General features: G+C 68.4%; 16 protein-coding genes. 8 read left to right on the plus strand and 8 right to left on the minus strand.

Annotated elements, in window-relative coordinates:
- Positions 1–135 precede the first annotated feature (135 nt).
- Complete coding sequence (locus ACUVYZ_RS12355; protein WP_439934810.1) at positions 136–639, plus strand: GreA/GreB family elongation factor; 504 nt, start codon at positions 136–138, stop codon at positions 637–639.
- Positions 640–829: 190 nt separating this feature from the next.
- The gene (locus ACUVYZ_RS12360) at positions 830–1,330 is read left to right on the plus strand and encodes a hypothetical protein (protein ID WP_439934809.1); all 501 of its coding nucleotides are present in this window, start codon (positions 830–832) and stop codon (positions 1,328–1,330) included.
- A 19-nt stretch (positions 1,331–1,349) separates the two neighbouring features.
- Here the strand turns inward: ACUVYZ_RS12360 and ACUVYZ_RS12365 are convergent, their stop codons facing one another.
- Positions 1,350–1,826 carry a cytochrome P460 family protein gene (locus ACUVYZ_RS12365; RefSeq protein ID WP_439934808.1) on the minus strand — a complete coding sequence of 159 codons (477 nt, stop codon included), beginning with the start codon at positions 1,824–1,826 and terminating at the stop codon, positions 1,350–1,352.
- Positions 1,827–1,950: 124 nt separating this feature from the next.
- Here ACUVYZ_RS12365 and ACUVYZ_RS12370 point away from each other — a divergent pair, with 124 nt between their 5' ends.
- Positions 1,951–2,280, plus strand: coding sequence for a winged helix-turn-helix transcriptional regulator (locus ACUVYZ_RS12370; protein ID WP_439934807.1), 330 nt, complete (start codon positions 1,951–1,953; stop codon positions 2,278–2,280).
- Between the two features lie 12 nt (positions 2,281–2,292).
- Here ACUVYZ_RS12370 and ACUVYZ_RS12375 read toward each other — a convergent pair whose 3' ends face one another.
- On the minus strand, positions 2,293–3,444 hold the full coding sequence (locus ACUVYZ_RS12375) for an AI-2E family transporter (RefSeq protein ID WP_439934806.1): 1,152 nt from the start codon (positions 3,442–3,444) through the stop codon (positions 2,293–2,295).
- A gap of 115 nt (positions 3,445–3,559) precedes the next feature.
- Positions 3,560–4,336 carry a DUF2189 domain-containing protein gene (locus tag ACUVYZ_RS12380; protein WP_439934805.1) on the minus strand — a complete coding sequence of 259 codons (777 nt, stop codon included), beginning with the start codon at positions 4,334–4,336 and terminating at the stop codon, positions 3,560–3,562.
- A 221-nt stretch (positions 4,337–4,557) separates the two neighbouring features.
- Here ACUVYZ_RS12380 and rocD point away from each other — a divergent pair, with 221 nt between their 5' ends.
- Positions 4,558–6,657 (plus strand): ornithine--oxo-acid transaminase, encoded by a 2,100-nt coding sequence (gene rocD, locus ACUVYZ_RS12385; RefSeq protein WP_439934804.1) that lies wholly within the window; start codon positions 4,558–4,560, stop codon positions 6,655–6,657.
- A gap of 49 nt (positions 6,658–6,706) precedes the next feature.
- Positions 6,707–8,251, plus strand: a complete 1,545-nt coding sequence (gene amaB, locus ACUVYZ_RS12390; protein ID WP_439934803.1) for an L-piperidine-6-carboxylate dehydrogenase — start codon at positions 6,707–6,709, stop codon at positions 8,249–8,251.
- A 46-nt stretch (positions 8,252–8,297) separates the two neighbouring features.
- Here the strand turns inward: amaB and ACUVYZ_RS12395 are convergent, their stop codons facing one another.
- Positions 8,298–8,843, minus strand: coding sequence for a DUF6806 family protein (locus ACUVYZ_RS12395; RefSeq protein ID WP_439934802.1), 546 nt, complete (start codon positions 8,841–8,843; stop codon positions 8,298–8,300).
- 169 nt (positions 8,844–9,012) lie between these two features.
- Here ACUVYZ_RS12395 and ACUVYZ_RS12400 point away from each other — a divergent pair, with 169 nt between their 5' ends.
- Entirely contained in the window at positions 9,013–9,936 is a 924-nt protein-coding gene (locus ACUVYZ_RS12400; protein WP_446033069.1) for a CobD/CbiB family protein, read from the plus strand.
- A 22-nt stretch (positions 9,937–9,958) separates the two neighbouring features.
- On the opposite strand, the gene rsgA is transcribed toward ACUVYZ_RS12400, so the two are convergent.
- Genes rsgA through ACUVYZ_RS12415 form a run of 3 tightly spaced genes read right to left on the minus strand, consistent with a single transcriptional unit; the run spans position 9,959 to position 12,477 of the window.
- On the minus strand, positions 9,959–10,882 hold the full coding sequence (rsgA, locus tag ACUVYZ_RS12405) for a ribosome small subunit-dependent GTPase A (protein WP_439934800.1): 924 nt from the start codon (positions 10,880–10,882) through the stop codon (positions 9,959–9,961).
- 13 nt (positions 10,883–10,895) lie between these two features.
- A complete protein-coding gene (locus ACUVYZ_RS12410; RefSeq protein ID WP_439934799.1) occupies positions 10,896–11,210 on the minus strand; it encodes a cytochrome c in 315 nt (104 codons plus the stop codon).
- Positions 11,211–11,220: 10 nt separating this feature from the next.
- Positions 11,221–12,477 carry a M48 family metallopeptidase gene (locus tag ACUVYZ_RS12415; protein ID WP_439934798.1) on the minus strand — a complete coding sequence of 419 codons (1,257 nt, stop codon included), beginning with the start codon at positions 12,475–12,477 and terminating at the stop codon, positions 11,221–11,223.
- 120 nt (positions 12,478–12,597) lie between these two features.
- Here ACUVYZ_RS12415 and orn point away from each other — a divergent pair, with 120 nt between their 5' ends.
- Together orn and glgP are read left to right on the plus strand one after the other, a co-directional pair.
- The gene (orn, locus tag ACUVYZ_RS12420) at positions 12,598–13,143 is read left to right on the plus strand and encodes an oligoribonuclease (protein ID WP_439934797.1); all 546 of its coding nucleotides are present in this window, start codon (positions 12,598–12,600) and stop codon (positions 13,141–13,143) included.
- A 94-nt stretch (positions 13,144–13,237) separates the two neighbouring features.
- A complete protein-coding gene (glgP, locus tag ACUVYZ_RS12425; RefSeq protein ID WP_439934796.1) occupies positions 13,238–15,796 on the plus strand; it encodes an alpha-glucan family phosphorylase in 2,559 nt (852 codons plus the stop codon).
- Positions 15,797–15,832: 36 nt separating this feature from the next.
- On the opposite strand, the gene glgA is transcribed toward glgP, so the two are convergent.
- On the minus strand, positions 15,833–17,308 hold the full coding sequence (gene glgA / locus ACUVYZ_RS12430; RefSeq protein ID WP_439934795.1) for a glycogen synthase GlgA: 1,476 nt from the start codon (positions 17,306–17,308) through the stop codon (positions 15,833–15,835).
- Positions 17,309–17,365: the final 57 nt, after the last annotated feature.

Genomic DNA, 17,365 nt, shown 5'->3' on the forward strand with positions numbered 1-17,365 from the left:
CCCCCGGAAATATAAACCGGAGCCCGGTTCCGCGGTCTTATTTCCAGGCTGGGGAAGCCGGCGCGAGATTTCGCTATACTGAAAAAATAGGCTTGTGGGTGAGCGGGCTTGATTCTCGGGGATCAAGGAGGGTCGATGAGCCAGGCGTTTCTGAAGGAACAGGACGACAGCGTTCTGGCCAACCAGTTGCCGGACCGGCCGCAGAGCGAGCATCCCAACTACGTGACCCGGGAGGGGCTCGAGCGGCTACACGCCATGGTTCGCGACCTCCAGGAGCGCCGCGCCAGCCTGGAGGGGCAAGTGGACGATCCCCACAGGCAGCAGGAGCTCGCCCAGGTAGAACGGGACCTGCGCTACTACCAAGGGCGCATCGAAAAAGCGGTGGTGGTCGACCTGTCCAAGCAGCCGGCGGACGAGGTCCACTTCGGGGCCATCGTCGAGGTGGAAGACGAAAACGGGGAGCGCCACACCTTCACCATCGTGGGTGAGGACGAGGCCGACGTCACCAAGAACCGGGTGAGCTGGGTCTCGCCCCTGGCACGGGCCATGCTAGGCGCCAAGGTAGGGGACACGGTGACCTGGCAACGACCTGCGGGCAATCTCGAGCTGGAAATCGTGAATATTCGTTATCCGGAGTGAGTCCTCGCCGCTTCGGCCCGCCAGGAGCGGCGGAGCGCTCCCCGGGGATTTCCAGCGGCTGCAGGAAACGGTCTCGCCCGCCGGTTGCCGCCGAGCCTTCGGTTAACGGTTGACGAGCCGTTTGCCGTCGGCAGGCCCGGCCCACGCCGGCGGGAGATGGGAGCGTCAACCACGACAAGGGGAGGAGTTCATGGCGGGCAACTTTACGCCGGGTACCGTTTTTGCCAAGACCGACAAGGGCCGCGCTGAAGTGGCGACGCGCCAGGCGGGTCTCGATGCCAAGACCCGCATGCTGCTCATCATGCTGGACGGGCAGACCCCGCTCGGGCAACTAGCGCAGAAGCTGGCCCACCTGGGAGACCTGGGTCCCTACCTGGAAAAGCTCCTCGCCCTGGAGCTGATCGCGCCGGCGAACGGCGCGGGCCAGCAGGCAGCGAAGCCGGCCGCGGCCCTGGAACCTGGGAAGGCACCGCCGGAAGGCCCCCTGGAGGCGGCGCGCCGGGAGGCTTTGCACCGGCTCCATGAGCTTCTGGGACCCGACGCCGATCTGTTCGCCCCGGGCCTGGAGGCGGCGGGTTCCGCCGCCGGGCTGCTGGCTGAGGTGCAGCGGGTCGCCGACGTGGTGGGTCGCGTGGCGGGCAAAGGGAAAGCCGAGGATTACGTGAACCAGGTGCGCCGGCACCTCGGATGAGAACGCCGGCGCGCGCCCCTCAAGGCCGCAACTGGCTGAACACGTAGTCCTTTTCCTTTTGCGGGGTGTGGCAGGCGTAACACGCCGTTTCGGCGTTTCCCCCCACCGCGCGCTCCGCTTTCGAATCCCCCTTGAAGCCCTCGAAGCCCCACCCGCCCGTCTTGGCGAACTTCTTCGAATCCTTGTGCATCACCCCCACCACTTTGCGCGGGCCTTCGGTGACGGCGTTGTCGGCGTTCCTGGCTTCCAGAAGATCGAAGACGATCACCGCGCCATCGGGGAACCGGCCCTTCTGGTAGCCCTGGAGCGCCTTTTTGTTGGCGTAGATGTGATGGATCCCGCCGAAGGCCTCGTAGAGCGGATGACCGGGGTTGATCACCATGCTTTTGACATGGCGCCAGTCCCGGTAGCCCTCGGGGTAGGGGACCTGGACCTTCTCCTGGGCGAGGGCGCTCGGGGCGAGAAAACAGAAGGAAAGAAACACGGCTGCGCGCATGATTGCCTCCATTCGGACTCGCGTGATGAAATCCGCGAAGGCTGCCAATGTAGCAGCCGGGCAGCCGCCGGGAAAGCGGGCACAAAACGGTAAGCTCCTCACTTTTCGGTGTATTTTTCTGACGATGAAGGGGAAAAAGAACGCCGCGATTTCCCGGCCGCGCGTGGCCGCGATGGTGGAGGAGGTGATCGGCTGCAAATGGTCCCTCACGGTCCTCTCCCTCGTGCGCCAGGGGGTGCGGCGCCCCGGGGCCCTGGAGCACGCCGTGCCGGGCCTCTCTGCCAAGGTGCTCAACGAGCGGCTGAAGAAGCTCACCCGCTACGGGGTGCTGCAGAGAACCAGCTACCCGGAGATCCCGCCGCGGGTGGAGTATTCGTTGACCCCCTTCGGCGAGCGCTTTGCCGGCATCCTGGACCAGATCCGCCGGCTGGAAGACGAACTGGACGGGGAGTGAGCCCGCGCCCGTTCAGGGTCCTTCCTTGCCGTCGTTGGGACTGGCCGCCCGAGCAGGGGGAGGGCGGCGGCCCGGCGGCTCGGCCTCGGGCGCCCGAAGGCCGGCGTCGAAGGCGATCACGTCCTTGCGGACCATCTCGAACACGATCACGAACACCGCCAGCACCAGGGGGCCCACCACCAGGCCGAAAAAGCCGAAGGCGGCGAGCCCCCCCAGAGCGCCCAGGGTCATAAGGGAGAAGGGCAGCCCGGTGCGGCCGCTGATCAAGAGCGGGCGCAGGAAGTTGTCCGCCGAGCCCACCACCAGGGCACACCAGCCGGCCAGGATCAGGCCGTCCACCACCTGCCCGGTGAGGAGCAGGTAGGCGACCGCCGGCACCCAGACCAGCATGGTGCCCACCACCGGGACCAGGGCGGCGATGGCGGTCAGGGTGCCCAGCAGCACCGGCGATCCGAGTCCCACCAGCCAGTAGGCGAGGCCCGCCAACAGCCCCTGGAGGGAGGCGGTCACCAGGATGCCGATCACCACGGCCGAGACCACGTTCTCCACGGTGTCGTGGATCACCCGCTTGCGCTCCTCGCCGATGGGCAGCGCCGACCAGAAGCCCTGGGTGAGCTTGGCCCCGTCCCGGTAGAGGAAGAAGAGGGCGATCAACACCAGGAGCAACTGGAGCACGAAGAGTGCCACCTGCTTGGCGGCGCCGGTCAAGGAGTCGAATAGCAGCCGCAGCAGGCGCTGACCGCTCTGCACCGCCGCTTCCTTGATGTTGATGTCGTACAGGGTTACCAGCTCGTTCGCCCTGGCCACCAGGGGCGCCACCCAGGGGTGATGGAGCACCTCGTCGATGGCGAGCTTGCGCTCCTCCGCGCTCCAGCGGCCGATGTATTCCTGGGCGTGCCCGATTTCTTGGGCCAGGGTGAGGCCGATGAACACGCCGGGCACCACCAGGACCAAGAACACCATGAGGGTCGTGAGGGCGGAGACCCAGGTCTCGCCCAGGGGCAGGCGCCTCCGTAGCCCGTCGTACACGGGATAGGTGGCGATGGCGATCACCGCCGCCCAGCCGAGGGCCGGCAGGAACGGGCGCAGGACCAGGTAGAGGGCATACAGGAAGCCGAGCAGGGCCGTGTACGCCAAGAGGGCGAAAAAGACTCTGCGATCCATGGCGGCCGCTCATGGTACACGCAAACGCCGCCGCTGTGGCCGCGGCGGATCGCCGGCGGCTCCCCCCGGATCGCCGGGGCCGCCGCGCCCGCGCCCCGCGGGGGAAGGGTGCGATTCAGTCGGTCTCCACCAGGTCTTTGTAGGCATGCCAGGTGGCGTGACCCACCAGGGGCATGGTGACGATGAGCCCGATGAACAGGGTGAGGAGCCCGACGCCCACCAGGGCGACGATGAGGGCGGCCCACAGAGCCATCGCCGGGACGTTGCGCGCGCATACGCGCGCGCTGGTCACCACCGCGGTGGCGGTGTCCACCTTCCGGTCTAGCATGAGAGGGATCGAGACCGCGCTGATGGCGAACACCCCCACGGCGAGCAAAGCCCCGAACAGCAGATAGGCCGCCACGAACCCCAGGTACTCCACCGAGAACAGGCGGTTCGCCAGGGCCTCCAGCGAAGGCAGGTCGCCGCCGTGGAAAAAGAGCGCGAACAGGACGGCCGACAGGCGCTCCCAGGAGATGAGGATGAAGGCGAGCAGGAACCCGAACAGGCCGATAGACTGGGGGTTTTCCCGCCAGGCGAGGGCCGAGTCGACGAAGCTCGCCCGCTCTCCCCGCTCCAGGCGCCGGCTGATCTGGTAGAGCCCGATGGCCAGGAACGGGCCCACCAGGAAGAAGCCCGAGACCATGGCGGTGAAAAGATAGGGTCGGTACCAGGCGAACATGAAGATGACATAGCCGAAGAGGGCGAAGAAAATCCCATAGGCCAGGCTCGAGAGGGAGGCGGCCTGCAGGTCCCGCCATCCGGCGGCGAGCCAGCGCAACGGGCGCCGGGACTCGACGCTGCGGACGCGGACGGCGTCGAAGCCGGAAGCTTGACTGCTAATGTGCTCCATTGCCTTCTCTTTTTTGTCGACGCTGACGCGGGATGAGCGGAATCTTCTCCCGGCTCGCCGGGCGCCGCACCGGCCTTACGGCCGCCTGCTCCCTCGACGGCGGACCACATTCCCTATTTAGCCTATGGCGGGCCGTTTGTTAAGGGCCGGCGGGCACCGCCGAACGCCCAGCTCCCTGTAGGCTCTAAGTTTTTGAGATTGAGATTCCTTGGGCGAGGAAAATGAAGTCTCTCGATCCTCAGGCGTGGCATCTGATCGGTTATGCCTCGGGGCTTGGCGCCCGGGACGCGGGCTGCGCCGAAGGCCCCGCGGCGCTCGCGGCGTTGATGGGCGAAGACCACGCCCAAGCCCGCTGGCGGGCCATCTTGTTCCCCGAACCTAGGCCCCGGGACGCGACGCGGGAAGTCGCCCGTCTGGGGGCGCGCCTTGCCGAGGAAGTGGCCGCTTCCCTGGCGGAGGGCGTCTTTCCCATCGTGGTGGGGGGAGACCATACCTGCGCCCTGGGCACGTGGAGCGGCGCCTGGCGGGCGCTCTCCGCTGAAGGACCCCTGGGCCTCCTCTGGATCGACGCCCATTTGGACGCCCATACGCCCGAGACCTCCCCGAGTGGAGCGCTCCACGGCATGCCCCTCGCCTGCCTGCTGGGCTACGGCGATCCCGCCCTCACGGGATGCGGCGGCCCCGGCCCCAAGCTGGACCCCGCCCGGGTGTGCCTGGTGGGGGCGCGCAGCTTCGAGCCCGAAGAGGCGGCGCTCCTCCTGCGCCTGGGGGTGCGGGTATTCGGCATGGCGGAAGTGCGGCGCCGGGGCCTGGACGAGGTGCTGGACGAAGCGGCTTCCATCTGCGCTCGCGGCAGCGCGGGCTTTGGCCTGTCGGTGGACCTGGACGCCTTCGAGCCCGAAGAGGCCCCCGGCGTGGGCACGCCCGCGCCGGGGGGCTTGAGGGCGGAGGAAGCGGTGAGGGCGCTCTTCCGGATCGCGGACGACGCCCGCCTGTTTGTCCTGGAGGTGGCCGAGCTCAACCCGCGCCTGGACCCCCACGGCCGCACGGTGCGACTGGCGCAACGGCTCATCGCCGCCGTGGTGGAAGGGCGGCAGCGAGCGTCGCGCCCGTGGATCGAGGTGGAAAAGCGCTGGGGCGCCCGCAACTACGATCCGCTGCCGGTGGTGATCACCCGGGGAGAGGGCGTTTACGTGTGGGACGACCAGGGCCGGCGCTACCTGGACATGCTGGGCGCCTACTCGGCCGTGAGCCACGGCCACGCCCATCCCCGGCTAGTGCGGGCCCTGGAGCGCCAGGCGCGCCGGCTCGCGGTCACCTCTCGGGCGGTCCACAACGACCGGCTGCCACGGCTGCTGGAGCGCCTGGGCCAGGTGTTCGGGTTCGACCGGGCGTTGCCGGTGAACACCGGCCTGGAGGCGGTGGAGGCGGCCCTCAAAGCGGCGCGGCGCTGGGCCTACCGCGTGAAGGGGGTGCCGGCCGGGTCGGCCGAGATCATCGCAGCCCAGGGCAACTTCCACGGCCGCTCCATCGCCATCATCGGACTCTCGTCGGAGCCGGAGTACCGGGACGGTTTTGGCCCCTTCCCGCCCGGAGCGGTACTGGTGCCCTACGGGGACGCGAACGCCTTGGAGCGGGCGATCACGCCCCACACCGCGGCCTTCCTGGTAGAGCCGGTGCAGGGGGAGGGCGGGATCGTGGTGCCGCCCGAAGGCTACCTCGCCCGGTGCGCGGAGATCTGCCGCCGCCATCGGGTGCTGCTCATCTGCGACGAGGTGCAGACCGGGCTCGGGCGCACGGGGCGGCTGCTCGCTTGCCAGCACGAAGGGGTGCAGCCCGACGGGGTCGTGCTGGGCAAGGCCCTGGGCGGCGGGCTTGTGCCGGTGTCCGCTTTCCTCGCCCGGGAGGAAGTCATGGGGGTCTTCACGCCGGGCAGCCACGGCAGCACCTTCGGCGGCAATCCTCTGGCGGCGGCGGTGGCGCTGGAGGCGCTGGAAGTGATGCTGGAGGAGCATTTTCCCGAGCGGGCGCAAGCGCTGGGCGCGCGGCTCCTGGCAGGGCTGCGGGCCATCGAAAGCCCCTTGATTCGGGAAGTACGCGGGCGAGGGCTCCTGGTGGGCGTCGAGATCGATCCGGCGCGGGTAGACGCCCGCACCCTGTGCCTGGATCTGCTGGCGCGGGGCATCCTGACGCTAGATACTCACAAGACCGTGCTGCGCTTCGCCCCGCCCCTGGTGATCGACGCCGAGCGGATCGACTGGGCGGTGGCCCAAGTGCGGGAAGCGTTCGAACACCAGCGGAACGCGCGCCGGGTGGCCTAGCCGGGAGGCCGGCGAGAAGGCAGTCAAAAACGCCCGAGAGGGATCGATCATGGAAACGGTGCTCCATCGTCTCGGCATCGAGCCCGCCAATCCGGCAGGCTATTGCGCCCCGTCCACCTGGCTTCCGGGCGCCGGTCAGTTCCCTTCCCTCAATCCGGCCACCGGGGAGCCCATCGCTACCGCGGGCGCCTGCACGGCCGCCGACTACGAGACGGTGATCGCCAGCAGCCGGCAGGCGCAGCGGGAGTGGTGCCGGGTGCCGGCCCCGAAGCGCGGGGAGCTGATCCGGGCGATCGGCGACGCCCTGCGGGCCGAAAAGGATGCCCTCGGCACCCTGGTGTCCCTGGAGACGGGCAAGATCAAGCAGGAGGGGGACGGGGAAGTCCAGGAGATGATCGACATCGCCGACTTCGCCGTGGGCCAGTCCCGCATGCTCTACGGCCGCACCATGCCTTCGGAGCGCTCCCAGCACCGCATGTTCGAGCAGTGGCACCCCCTGGGCCTGGTGGGGGTGATCACCGCCTTCAACTTTCCCGTGGCCGTGTGGGCGTGGAACGCGTTCTTAAGCGCCGTGTGCGGCAACGTGACCGTGTGGAAGCCCTCGCCCAAGGCGTCCCTGAGCGCCCTGGCCGTGCAACACCTGGTCAACCGGGTGCTCGCGCGCTTCGGCTATGACGGCGTTTTCGCCCTGCTGCTCGACCCGGGCACGGAGGCGGCCGAGCGGCTGGCGGCCGATCCGCGGATCAACCTCTTGTCCTTCACCGGCTCCAGCGCCGTGGGCCGGCGTGTGGCCCAGGCGGTGGCGGCGCGGATGGGCAAGTGCCTGCTGGAGTGCTCCGGCAACAACGCCGTGATCGTGGACGAGGCCGCCGACCTGAAGCTGGCCATTCCGGCCATCGTTTTCGGCGCGGTGGGCACCGCGGGACAGCGCTGCACTACCACCCGCCGGCTGATCGTCCATGCCTCCTGCATGGAGGAGGTGGTGGCCCGGCTGATCGATGCCTACCGGCAGGTGCGCATCGGCGATCCCCTGGACCCCGCCACCCTTATGGGGCCCCTGATCGATGGAGCCGCCGTGGAGCGGTTCCGGGCCACCTTGGCCGAGATCCGGGCCCTCGGGGGAGAGGTGCTCTACGGAGGCGAGGTGCTACCGGGCCCCGGCTATTACGTGCAGCCCACCATTGTCCGGGCGGAGAACCACTGGCCGGTGGTCCAGCGGGAGACTTTCGCCCCCATTCTCTACGTGATGCCCTACCGCACCCTGGAGGAGGCGATCCAGCTCAACAACGGCGTTCCCCAGGGGCTTTCTTCGGCGCTGTTCACCACCGACCTGCGGCGGGCGGAGCAGTTCCTCTCGGCGGAAGGCAGCGACTGCGGCATCGCCAACGTCAACCTGGGCACCTCGGGGGCCGAGATCGGCGGGGCGTTCGGAGGCGAGAAGGAAACCGGCGGTGGGCGCGAGGCGGGCTCCGATGCCTGGAAAGCCTACATGCGGCGCCAGACCAACACCATCAACTGGGGTTCGGCCCTGCCCCTGGCCCAGGGGATCCGCTTCGAGGTGGGGGGAAGCGGGACGGCGAGAGGCGCCCCGTGATGCGGCGCCCCATCTCGAGATCGGGCAAAGCGCGCAGAGGAAGAAGTCAGTGCAGGTGCTTGCGCCCCGGCGGCACCGATGAGAGGGAGGGCGCCGGAGCCGCCTCGCCGCCTTGCTGCCATTGGCGGCGGAAAAGATCGTTCACCAGGGCCACCACTTCGTTCACCGCTCTTTCGTCGAACTGGCGCGCGAGCAGCCCCGCCACGTCCTCCACCATGCGCCGGCGCTGGGCCTCGTGGATCGCTTCGGAGGTGGGGCCGATGAAGATGAGCCGGGTTTCGTCGTTGCCGTTCTCGTGGTAATAGGTGAGCTCCAGCTCGGCGGCCTGCTCGGTGAGGGGCCCTAGCAGCTCCACCGTCTCCTCCAGCTTCTGCTCGAAGGTGCGCCCCACGGCGCCGGTCCAGCAGATTTCCAGCACGCCGTCCCGGGCGTGGTAGACGATGCCCGGCTGGTCCGGCTCCAGGCTCTTCGCTTCCTCCATGCGCTCCACATCGAGATACTCGAGCCACGGGCGCAGGGCCGCCTCCACCTGACGGCGGGTGACGCCTTCGCATAGATAGAGGCTGCCGTGGACGTGAACCTCGGTACGCATGTCCGAACTCCTTGGGAGCCAAGGGAAAAGATTATTTAATAATACCACGGGGCCGGGCGCGGGTCAGTCTGGGAAGCGCCGGATGGCCCGGCGCTTCCGGCGCCGCGACCCCGTGACTCGTCCCTTGAGACGTTCTACCATATCGGCGGACCGTTCCTTCCACCTCCCCGTGACCCTGGCCTCATTGCTGGCAGCCCTGCTGCTCGATTACTGGCGCCCCCTGGATCGGGATCACCCCCTCGCTTCCCTCTTCGCCCGCTACGCCGATTTCCTCGAGCGGCAGTTCAACGGCGGCGAGCGCCATCAGGCCGTGGTGGCCTGGGCCCTCGCGGTCCTCCCGGTCCTCGTCGCCGTCGGTGTCGTGTACCTCCTGCTCGCCCAATTGAGCGGGCTGCTCGCCTGGGCGTGGAACGTGCTGGTGCTCTACCTCACGGTGAGCTTGCAGCAGGGAAACCGCGCCCTAGCCGAGATCGAGCAGGCCTTGAGGCGCGGAGACGATACGCAAGCGCGGGAGCGGCTCGAGCGCTGGCGGGGAGAGACCGCGTCCGATCTCGGCCCCGGGGAGGTGGCGCGCCTCGCCATCGAGCAGGGGCTGCTGGAGGCCCATCGCGGCGCCCTGGCGGCGGTCTTCTGGTTCGTGGTGCTGCCCGGGCCCATCGGCGCGGTGCTCTACCGGCTCACCACCCTGATCCAGCAGCGCTGGAGTCGCGCCGACGGAACCGAACGGGCCGCCTTCGCCGGGTTCGCCGCGCAAGCGTTCCATGTCCTGGATTGGCTCCCGGCGCGCCTCACGGCGGCGAGCTTCGCCATCGTCGGCGATTTCGAAGACGCCGTGTATTGCTGGCAGCGCCAGGCGTCCACCTGGCTCGACCGCAACGAGGGCATCGTGCTGGCGAGCGGCGCCGGAGCCCTGGGGGTGCGGCTGGGGGAGCCCTACCGCCGCTACGGCGAGCTCTTCTATCGCCCCGAGCTGGGAATAGGGGACGAGGCCGATCCCGACATGGTGGCGAGCGCCCGCCTGATGATCTGGCGGGTAATCACCCTGTGGGGGGGCGTCCTGCTGCTGATCGCGGTGGCCCGCTGGTTCGGCTGAACGCGGGATTGGACGGGCTGGATCAGGCGTACAGCTTTTTCTTCAGCCGCTCCCGCATGAGGGTCTGGTAGATCGTCAGCCGCCGCTGGTCGATCTCGCCCCGCTCCACCGCGGCGCGCACCGCGCAGTCGGGCTCTTCCAGGTGGCGGCAGTCGTTGAAACGGCAGACGCCCAGGTGGGGACGGAACTCGGGAAAGGCGGCGGCCAGGGCTGGCGGCTCCAGGTGGGAGAGCCCGAAGGCCTGCATGCCGGGGGAATCGATGAGGTCGCTGCCCGGCCCCAGGTGATAGAGCCGGGCGTGGGTGGTGGTATGGCGGCCCGCGTCCAGGGCCTCCGAGATCTCCCCCGTGGCGGCCCGGGCGCCGGGGACCAGGGCGTTCACCAGGGTGGACTTTCCCGTTCCGGAAGGCCCCACCAGGACCGTCACCCGCCCTTCCAGGTAAGGGCGCAAGGGGGAGGCGTCCTGTTGGGCCGAGAGAGGGACCACGGGATAGCCCAGGCCCTCGTACAGGGCAAGCTGGGAGCGAAGGCGGGCCGCCTCTTCCGCCAGGTCGATCTTATTGAGCACGATCACCGACGGGATGGCCGCGGCCTCGGCGGCCACCAGGCAGCGGTTGAGCAACCCTTCGTTGAAAGGAGGCCGAGGGGCGACCAGCACCAGCACCTGGGTCACGTTGGCGGCGATCAGCTTTTCCCGCTGGGGGTCGCTGCGGTAGAGGAGGTTTTTCCGGGGCAGGATCTCCTCGATCATGCCTTCCCCCTCCCCCGAAGGCCGCAGCCGCACCCGGTCCCCGCAGGCGACCCCGCGCCGCTTGGCCTTCACCACGCACTGGCGCCGGGCGCCGTCGGGGGTTTCCACTTCGAAGCGCCGGCCGTAGGCGGCCACCACCCGCCCCTCCATCAGGCCGCAGCCCCGGTCGAGTTGGCTCCCGGCCGGGTGATCCATCGGCGCGCTCCCCTCACTTGAAGCGGTAGTACCGCTGGTTCAGATAAGCGGCCACGTGTTCCTCTTCCTCCGGGAACCAGTTGGCCTTCACCTGGGTGGCGCAGAAACGGACCTGGGCCCGGAGCTGGGAGGGATTGCTCACCCGGCGGTCGGGACGGGTGTAGATGCGGCTGCCGTCGCCGCCGAAGAGAGCCTGGTGGCAAGCGTCGCACTGGGCTTCCGCCATGAGCTGCTCGCCCTTGGCCGGATCGCCCTTGGGAAAGGGATTAGCCCAGGCGGTTCCCGCCCCGGAGAGGCAGGCGAAAGCAACGATCAGAATGCGCACCATGGCAACTTTCCTACGAAGGAGCCGGTTCCGCCGCTTGCTTGAGCTGCGCGATGCGCAGCCCGACCGGTGGGTGGGAGTCGTAGAAAGCAGATCGCAGGGGGTCGGGCGTCAGGGTCGAAGCGTTGTCCTTGTACAGCTTGACCAGCGCCGAGACGAGGCTGGACGCCGGGGCGTGCCGGGCGGCGTAAGCGTCCGCTTCGTACTCGTGGCGGCGGGAATAATAGGCAGCCAAGGGTCGCAGCGGGAAAAGGAAAGGGGGCGCCGCCAGGAAGAACAGGATCAGGGCGGCGGCGGTGGAGGGCGTGGTGACACCCAGGGCCGAGTAGAACCACTCCCGCTCCATCAGCCAGCCGAGGAGCGCGAGCGCCGCAAGGCTCGTGGCTAAGGACCAGGCGAGCCGCTTCGCCACGTGCCGCAACCGGAAGTGCCCCAGCTCGTGGGCGAGCACCGCTTCCACTTCGGGGGGCTCGAGCCGCGCGAGCAGGGTGTCGAACAGCACGATGCGCTTGGACCGGCCGAAGCCCGTGAAATAGGCGTTGCCGTGGCTGCTGCGCCGGGAGCTGTCCATGACGTACAGTCCCTGGGAGCGGAAGCCGCAGCGCTTGAGGAGCCCCTCCACCCGCCGCTTGAGCTCCCCCTCCTCCAGGGGCGTGAACTTGTTGAACAGGGGCGCGATCAGGGTGGGGTAGAGGGCCACCACGAGAAGGTTGAACAGAACCCAGGCGGCCCAGGCGTAAAGCCACCAATAGGCGCCCGCCTTTTCCATCAGCCAGAGCACCAGCAGGAGCAAGGGCAGCCCCAGGGCCGCCGTCACGAGCAACTGCTTCACCAGGTCCGAGACGAACATGGCGGCGGTCATGCGGTTGAAGCCGAAACGGGACTCGATGCCGAAAACCCGGTAGGCGGTGAGGGGAAGCTCCAGGGCGCCGGCGATCAAAACCACGCTGGCGACCAGGGCCACTCCCGCAGCGAGCCCGGCGCCGAAGGCGCCGTTCCATAATTCGATCAGCGCCTGCAGCCCGCCGCCCAGGGTAAAGGCGACGACGAGGGCCGCGTCGAGGAGGGTATGGACCAGGGACAGCCGGGTCTTGGCCACGGTGTAATCGGCGGCCTTCTGGTGCTGGGCGAGCTCGATCACGCCGGCGAACTCGGCCGGTACGGCGCCGCGCCGCTCGCCCACGTGGCGGATGTGGCGCAGGTCCAGCCACAGCCGGGTCGCAGTGGTGGCTGCCAGGACGGCCAGGAAGAGGGCGGTGAAAGGATGCATGGGAAAATGACGCGGCAGTGGGACTTATGACAAAATTTCGCTTCGCGGGTTTTGGCGAGAGCGGGACCGGGGACGCCGCCGCCGGTTGAGCGGGGCGGCTCTCGTCCGACCCAACCGATTATGGCACAGGACGCGACGCGCCTCATCTGGATCGACCTGGAAATGAGCGGGCTCAACCCCGACACCGACCGCATCCTGGAGGTGGCGGCGGTGGTGACAGACTCGGCCCTGGAGACGGTGGCCGAGGGGCCGGTGCTGGTGGTGCACCAGCCCGACTCCCTCCTCGAGGCGATGGATGACTGGAACAAGTCAACCCACGCCCGCACCGGGCTGATCGAGAGGGTCAAGGCCTCGCGGCTCAACGAGCAGGAGGCGGAGGCGCGCATGCTCGCCTTTCTCGAGGAGCACGTGCCGTCCAAGGCCTCGCCCATGTGCGGCAACTCGGTGTGCCAGGACCGGCGTTTCCTCGCCCGGTGGATGCCCCGGCTGGAAGCCTATTTCCACTACCGCAACCTGGACGTGAGCACGCTGAAGGAGCTCGCCCGCCGCTGGCGGCCGGAGGTGGCCGCGGGCGTGGCCAAGCAGGGCAAGCACGAGGCGTTGGCCGACGTCTACGAATCCATCGCCGAGCTCAGGTACTACCGCGACAATTTCTTGAGGCTCTGAAGGATCAGGAAGCTCCGCCGGGCTGGAGCGCCCGCCCGGTCCCCCAGAACAAGACGAACAATTTTCCGCCTCGATGTTTCACGAAGAACGCCCCATGACGCCGCGCACGGTGTTTCACCTGGAAGTCAACCCGAAGATCCCGCGCCGACTCGCCCGGCTGGAAGAGCTGGCGAACAACCTGTGGTACAGCTGGGACCGGCCGACCCGCACCCTCTTCGCCCGGCTGCACCCGGGCCTGTGGGACGCGGTGGGCCACAACCCCAAGGCGTTCCTGAAGCGGATCGACGAGAAGCTCCTCACCCAGGCGGCGGAAGACCCGGTCTTTCTGGCCTATTACAACCACATTCTCTCCGCCTACGACTCCTACCATTCGGAGCTGGTGCGGCGGGACGGCCAGGCGCTCCTGGGTCCGGACGACCTGGTGGCCTATTTCTGCGCCGAGTTCGGCTTCCACGAGAGCTTCCCCATCTACTCCGGGGGCCTGGGCATTCTGGCGGGGGACCATTGCAAGACGGCGAGCGACATGCGCCTGCCCTTCATCGGGGTCGGATTGCTCTACCGCCAGGGCTATTTCCACCAGAGCTTGGACAGCGACGGCAACCAGCACGCCCAGTACACCGATTCCGACTTCGACGACCTGCCGGTGGCACCGGTCATCGGCCCGGACGGCAAGGAGCTCAGGGTGGCGGTGGAGCTGCCGGGCCGCAGCGTCTCGGTCAAGGTGTGGCAGGCCCGGGTGGGCCACGTGACCCTTTACCTCCTGGACACGGACCTGGAGGAGAACCGGCCCGACGACCGGGACATCTCCCACCGACTCTACGGCGGGGACCGCACCATGCGCCTGGAGCAGGAGCTGGTGCTGGGGGTGGGCGGCGTGCGGGCCCTGGCGGCCCTCGGGCTCAAACCGATTGTGTACCATGTCAACGAGGGCCATGCGGCTTTCCTGGTGCTGGAGCGGGTGCGCATGCTCATGAGCCAGGGGCTCGATTTCGCCGCCGCCCTGGAGGCGGTGGCAGTGTCCACCGTATTCACCACCCATACCCCCGTGCCGGCGGGGCACGACCACTTCAGCGACGAGATGATCCTCACCTACTTCGACTGGTATTTGAAGGAGGTGAAGATCCTGCCGGAAGAGCTGCTGGCCCTGGGCCGCACCCCCGGCAGTAGCGATTTCAACATGACGGCCCTGGCGGTGCGGGGCTCCCGCTTCCACAACGGCGTCTCCCGCATCCACGGGGAGGTTTCGGCGCGTATCCTCCAGGGCCTGTGGCCCCAGATCGAGCCGGAAGAAAACCCGATGGAGTCGATCACCAACGGGGTCCACGTGCCGACTTTCTTGTTCCAGGATTGGGCGGACGTGTTCGACAAGTTCCTGGGCAATGAATGGCGCAACCGGCTATGCGACGATTCTTTCTGGGCACGTATCGACGAGATTCCCGATCATCTCTTCTGGAGCACGCGCCAGTCGTTGAAATCCCAGATGCTCTACCTGGTGCGCCACCGGGTGAGGATCCAGCACTTCCGCAACCACGGTTCGGAGGCCCACCTGGAGCGGCTACTTAAGTACGCCGACCCCATTAACCCCCACGTGCTTACCATCGGCTTTGCCCGCCGCTTCGCCACCTACAAGCGAGCGCTACTCCTGTTCCAGGACCTGGAATGGCTCAAGCAGATCGTCTCCGACCCGGAGCGGCCGGTCCTGTTCATCTTCGCCGGCAAGGCGCACCCGGCGGATGAGCCGGGGCAGGCGTTGATCCGACGCGTGGCGGAGATTGCCCGCATGCCGGAGTTCGAGGGCAAGATTTTGCTGGTGGAGAACTACGACCTGCGGCTTGCCCGGCGCCTGGTCTCAGGCGTGGACGTGTGGCTCAACAACCCGATCTACCCCCAGGAGGCCTGCGGCACTTCCGGCATGAAGGCGGCGATCAACGGGGTGATCAACCTCTCGGTCACCGACGGTTGGTGGGGGGAAGGTTACGACGGCAAGAACGGCTGGGCCATCAAACCGGCGCCAGAAAGCATGGACCCGGCGCGCCGCGACCGGGAGGAATCTCGCACCCTGTACGAAATCCTGCAGGACCAGGTGCTGCCCCTCTACTACCAGCGCGGCAAGCAGGGCTACCCGGTGGAGTGGGTGAAGCTCGCCAAGCGCTCCATCGCCTCCATCCTGCCCCGCTTCAATTCCGTGCGCATGGTGGGCGAATACGTGCAGCGCTTCTATGCCCCGGCGGCGCGCCAAGGCGCCGCCTACGCCCAGAACCGGTTCGAGAGCGCCCGGGCGATCGCCGCCTGGAAGTCCCGGGTCCGGCGCGCCTGGCCCGGGGTCCGGCTGCAGCGGCTGGACACGGGGCCCAAGCGTATCCAGTTCGGCAGCCGTCTCACCTTCAAGGTGGTCATGTATCCGAACGGGCTCGAGCCCGACGACGTGGTGGTGGAGCTGCTGATCGGCCGCACCAGCAAGGCCGACCGGTTGTCCGAGTACGAACGCTTCCGCTTCCGGCCGGAGGGCGCGGCCGACGATCCGAATCAATACCTCTATACCCTGGACCTGGAGCCGAGCCTTTGCGGGAAGCTCAACTACATGATCCGCGCCTACCCCTGTCATCCCCTGCTCACCCACCCCCTGGAGATGGGGATGATGGTATGGCTGTGAGTGCGACGTCCGGGCAGACGGTGCCATTTTCCCGTCTCAGCCCTCCCGGACCAGGGCGCGATAGAGCCCCAGGTACTGCTGAGCGCTTCGGCGCCAGCTGAAATCCCGCGCCATCCCGGCGCGCTGGATGCGCCGCCAAGCGTCCGGGTCCCGCCACAGGGCGAGCCCCCGGTCGATGGCGCCGAGAAACGCCTCTTCCGCCATGACCTCGAAGGCGAAGCCGGTGGCGGTGCCGGCGGCGAGGGTGGCGGGGGTGGCATCGGTCACCGAGTCCTTGAGCCCGCCGGTGGCGTGGACCACCGGGGGCGTGCCGTAGCGCTGGCTATACATCTGGTTCAAGCCGCAGGGCTCGAAGCGGGAGGGCATCAGGAACAGATCGGCGCCGGCCTCGATCCGGTGAGCGAGAGGCTCGTCGTAGCCCAGGCGCACCGCGAGACAACGGGGAAAGCGCCGGGCGGCCTCGGCGAGGGCCTGTTCCAGCGCAGGATCGCCGCTCCCCAGGACGGCGAGCTGGGCGCCCCGCGCCGCCAGCCGGGGCGCGATGCGTGCTACCAGGTCCGCGCCTTTCTGGGTCGTGAGCCGGCTCACCACGCCGAGGAGCGGCGCATCGGCCTCTTCCGGCAGCCCCAGCGAGCGCTGCAGCGCCCGCTTGTTCTCGCCCTTGCGTTCCAGGCGCTCGGCCGAGTAGGGGGCGGCGATGAAGGGATCCCGGGACGGGTCCCAGACCTCCGTGTCGATGCCGTTCAAGATTCCCGTCAGGTGGTCGCGGCGCGCCCGGAGCAGCCCATGGAGGCCGAAGCCCAGGGGCTCCGACTGGATTTCCTGGGCGTAGGTGGGGCTCACCGTGGTGATGTGGTCGGCGTAGTAGAGCCCCGCCTTGAGGAAGGAGAGCTGCCCGTAGTATTCCACGCCATGGAGGGAAAAGGACTCGGGCGGCAGGCCCACCTGGGCCACCGTCTCGGCGGGGAAGATCCCCTGGAACGCCAGGTTGTGGACGGTCATCACGGTGGCGGCCCGACCGCTGCGGAAGTAGTGGAGATAAGCGGGAGCGAGCCCCGCCTGCCAGTCGTTGCCGTGGACCACGTGGGGGCGCCAGGCGAGGGGGCTGCGGCTCGATCCCAGGAGCGCCGCGATCCGCCCCAGCAGGGCGAAGCGCAGGGCGTTGTCGGGCCAGTCATTGCCGTCTGGCCCCAGGTAGGGACCGCCCTCCCGGCGGTAGAGTTCGGGGCAATCGATGATGAGGAGGGGGGCGGTGGCGTCCGAGCGGGCGGTGAGCAGCCGAGCCGGGGGAAACCCGGGCAGGTCTTTGACCTCCAGGATCACCCGCTTGTGGCTCGCGCCCTGGAGCACGGCCGGGTAGCCGGGCACCAGGACCCGGACGTCCACGTGAAGGGCCGCCAGGGCCTTGGGCAGGGCTCCGCTCACGTCGCCGAGACCCCCGGTCTTGACCAGGGGATGAATCTCCGGCGTCACGAACAGGACGCGCAGGGGACTGCGGGATGGCGGTGGCATGGGGAGGGCGGAGGCCATGTGTTATAGTGGCCCGGTATTGTAGCGCGGGCTTCCGGC

It is taken from the genome of Pelomicrobium sp. P1 (assembly GCF_052805615.1).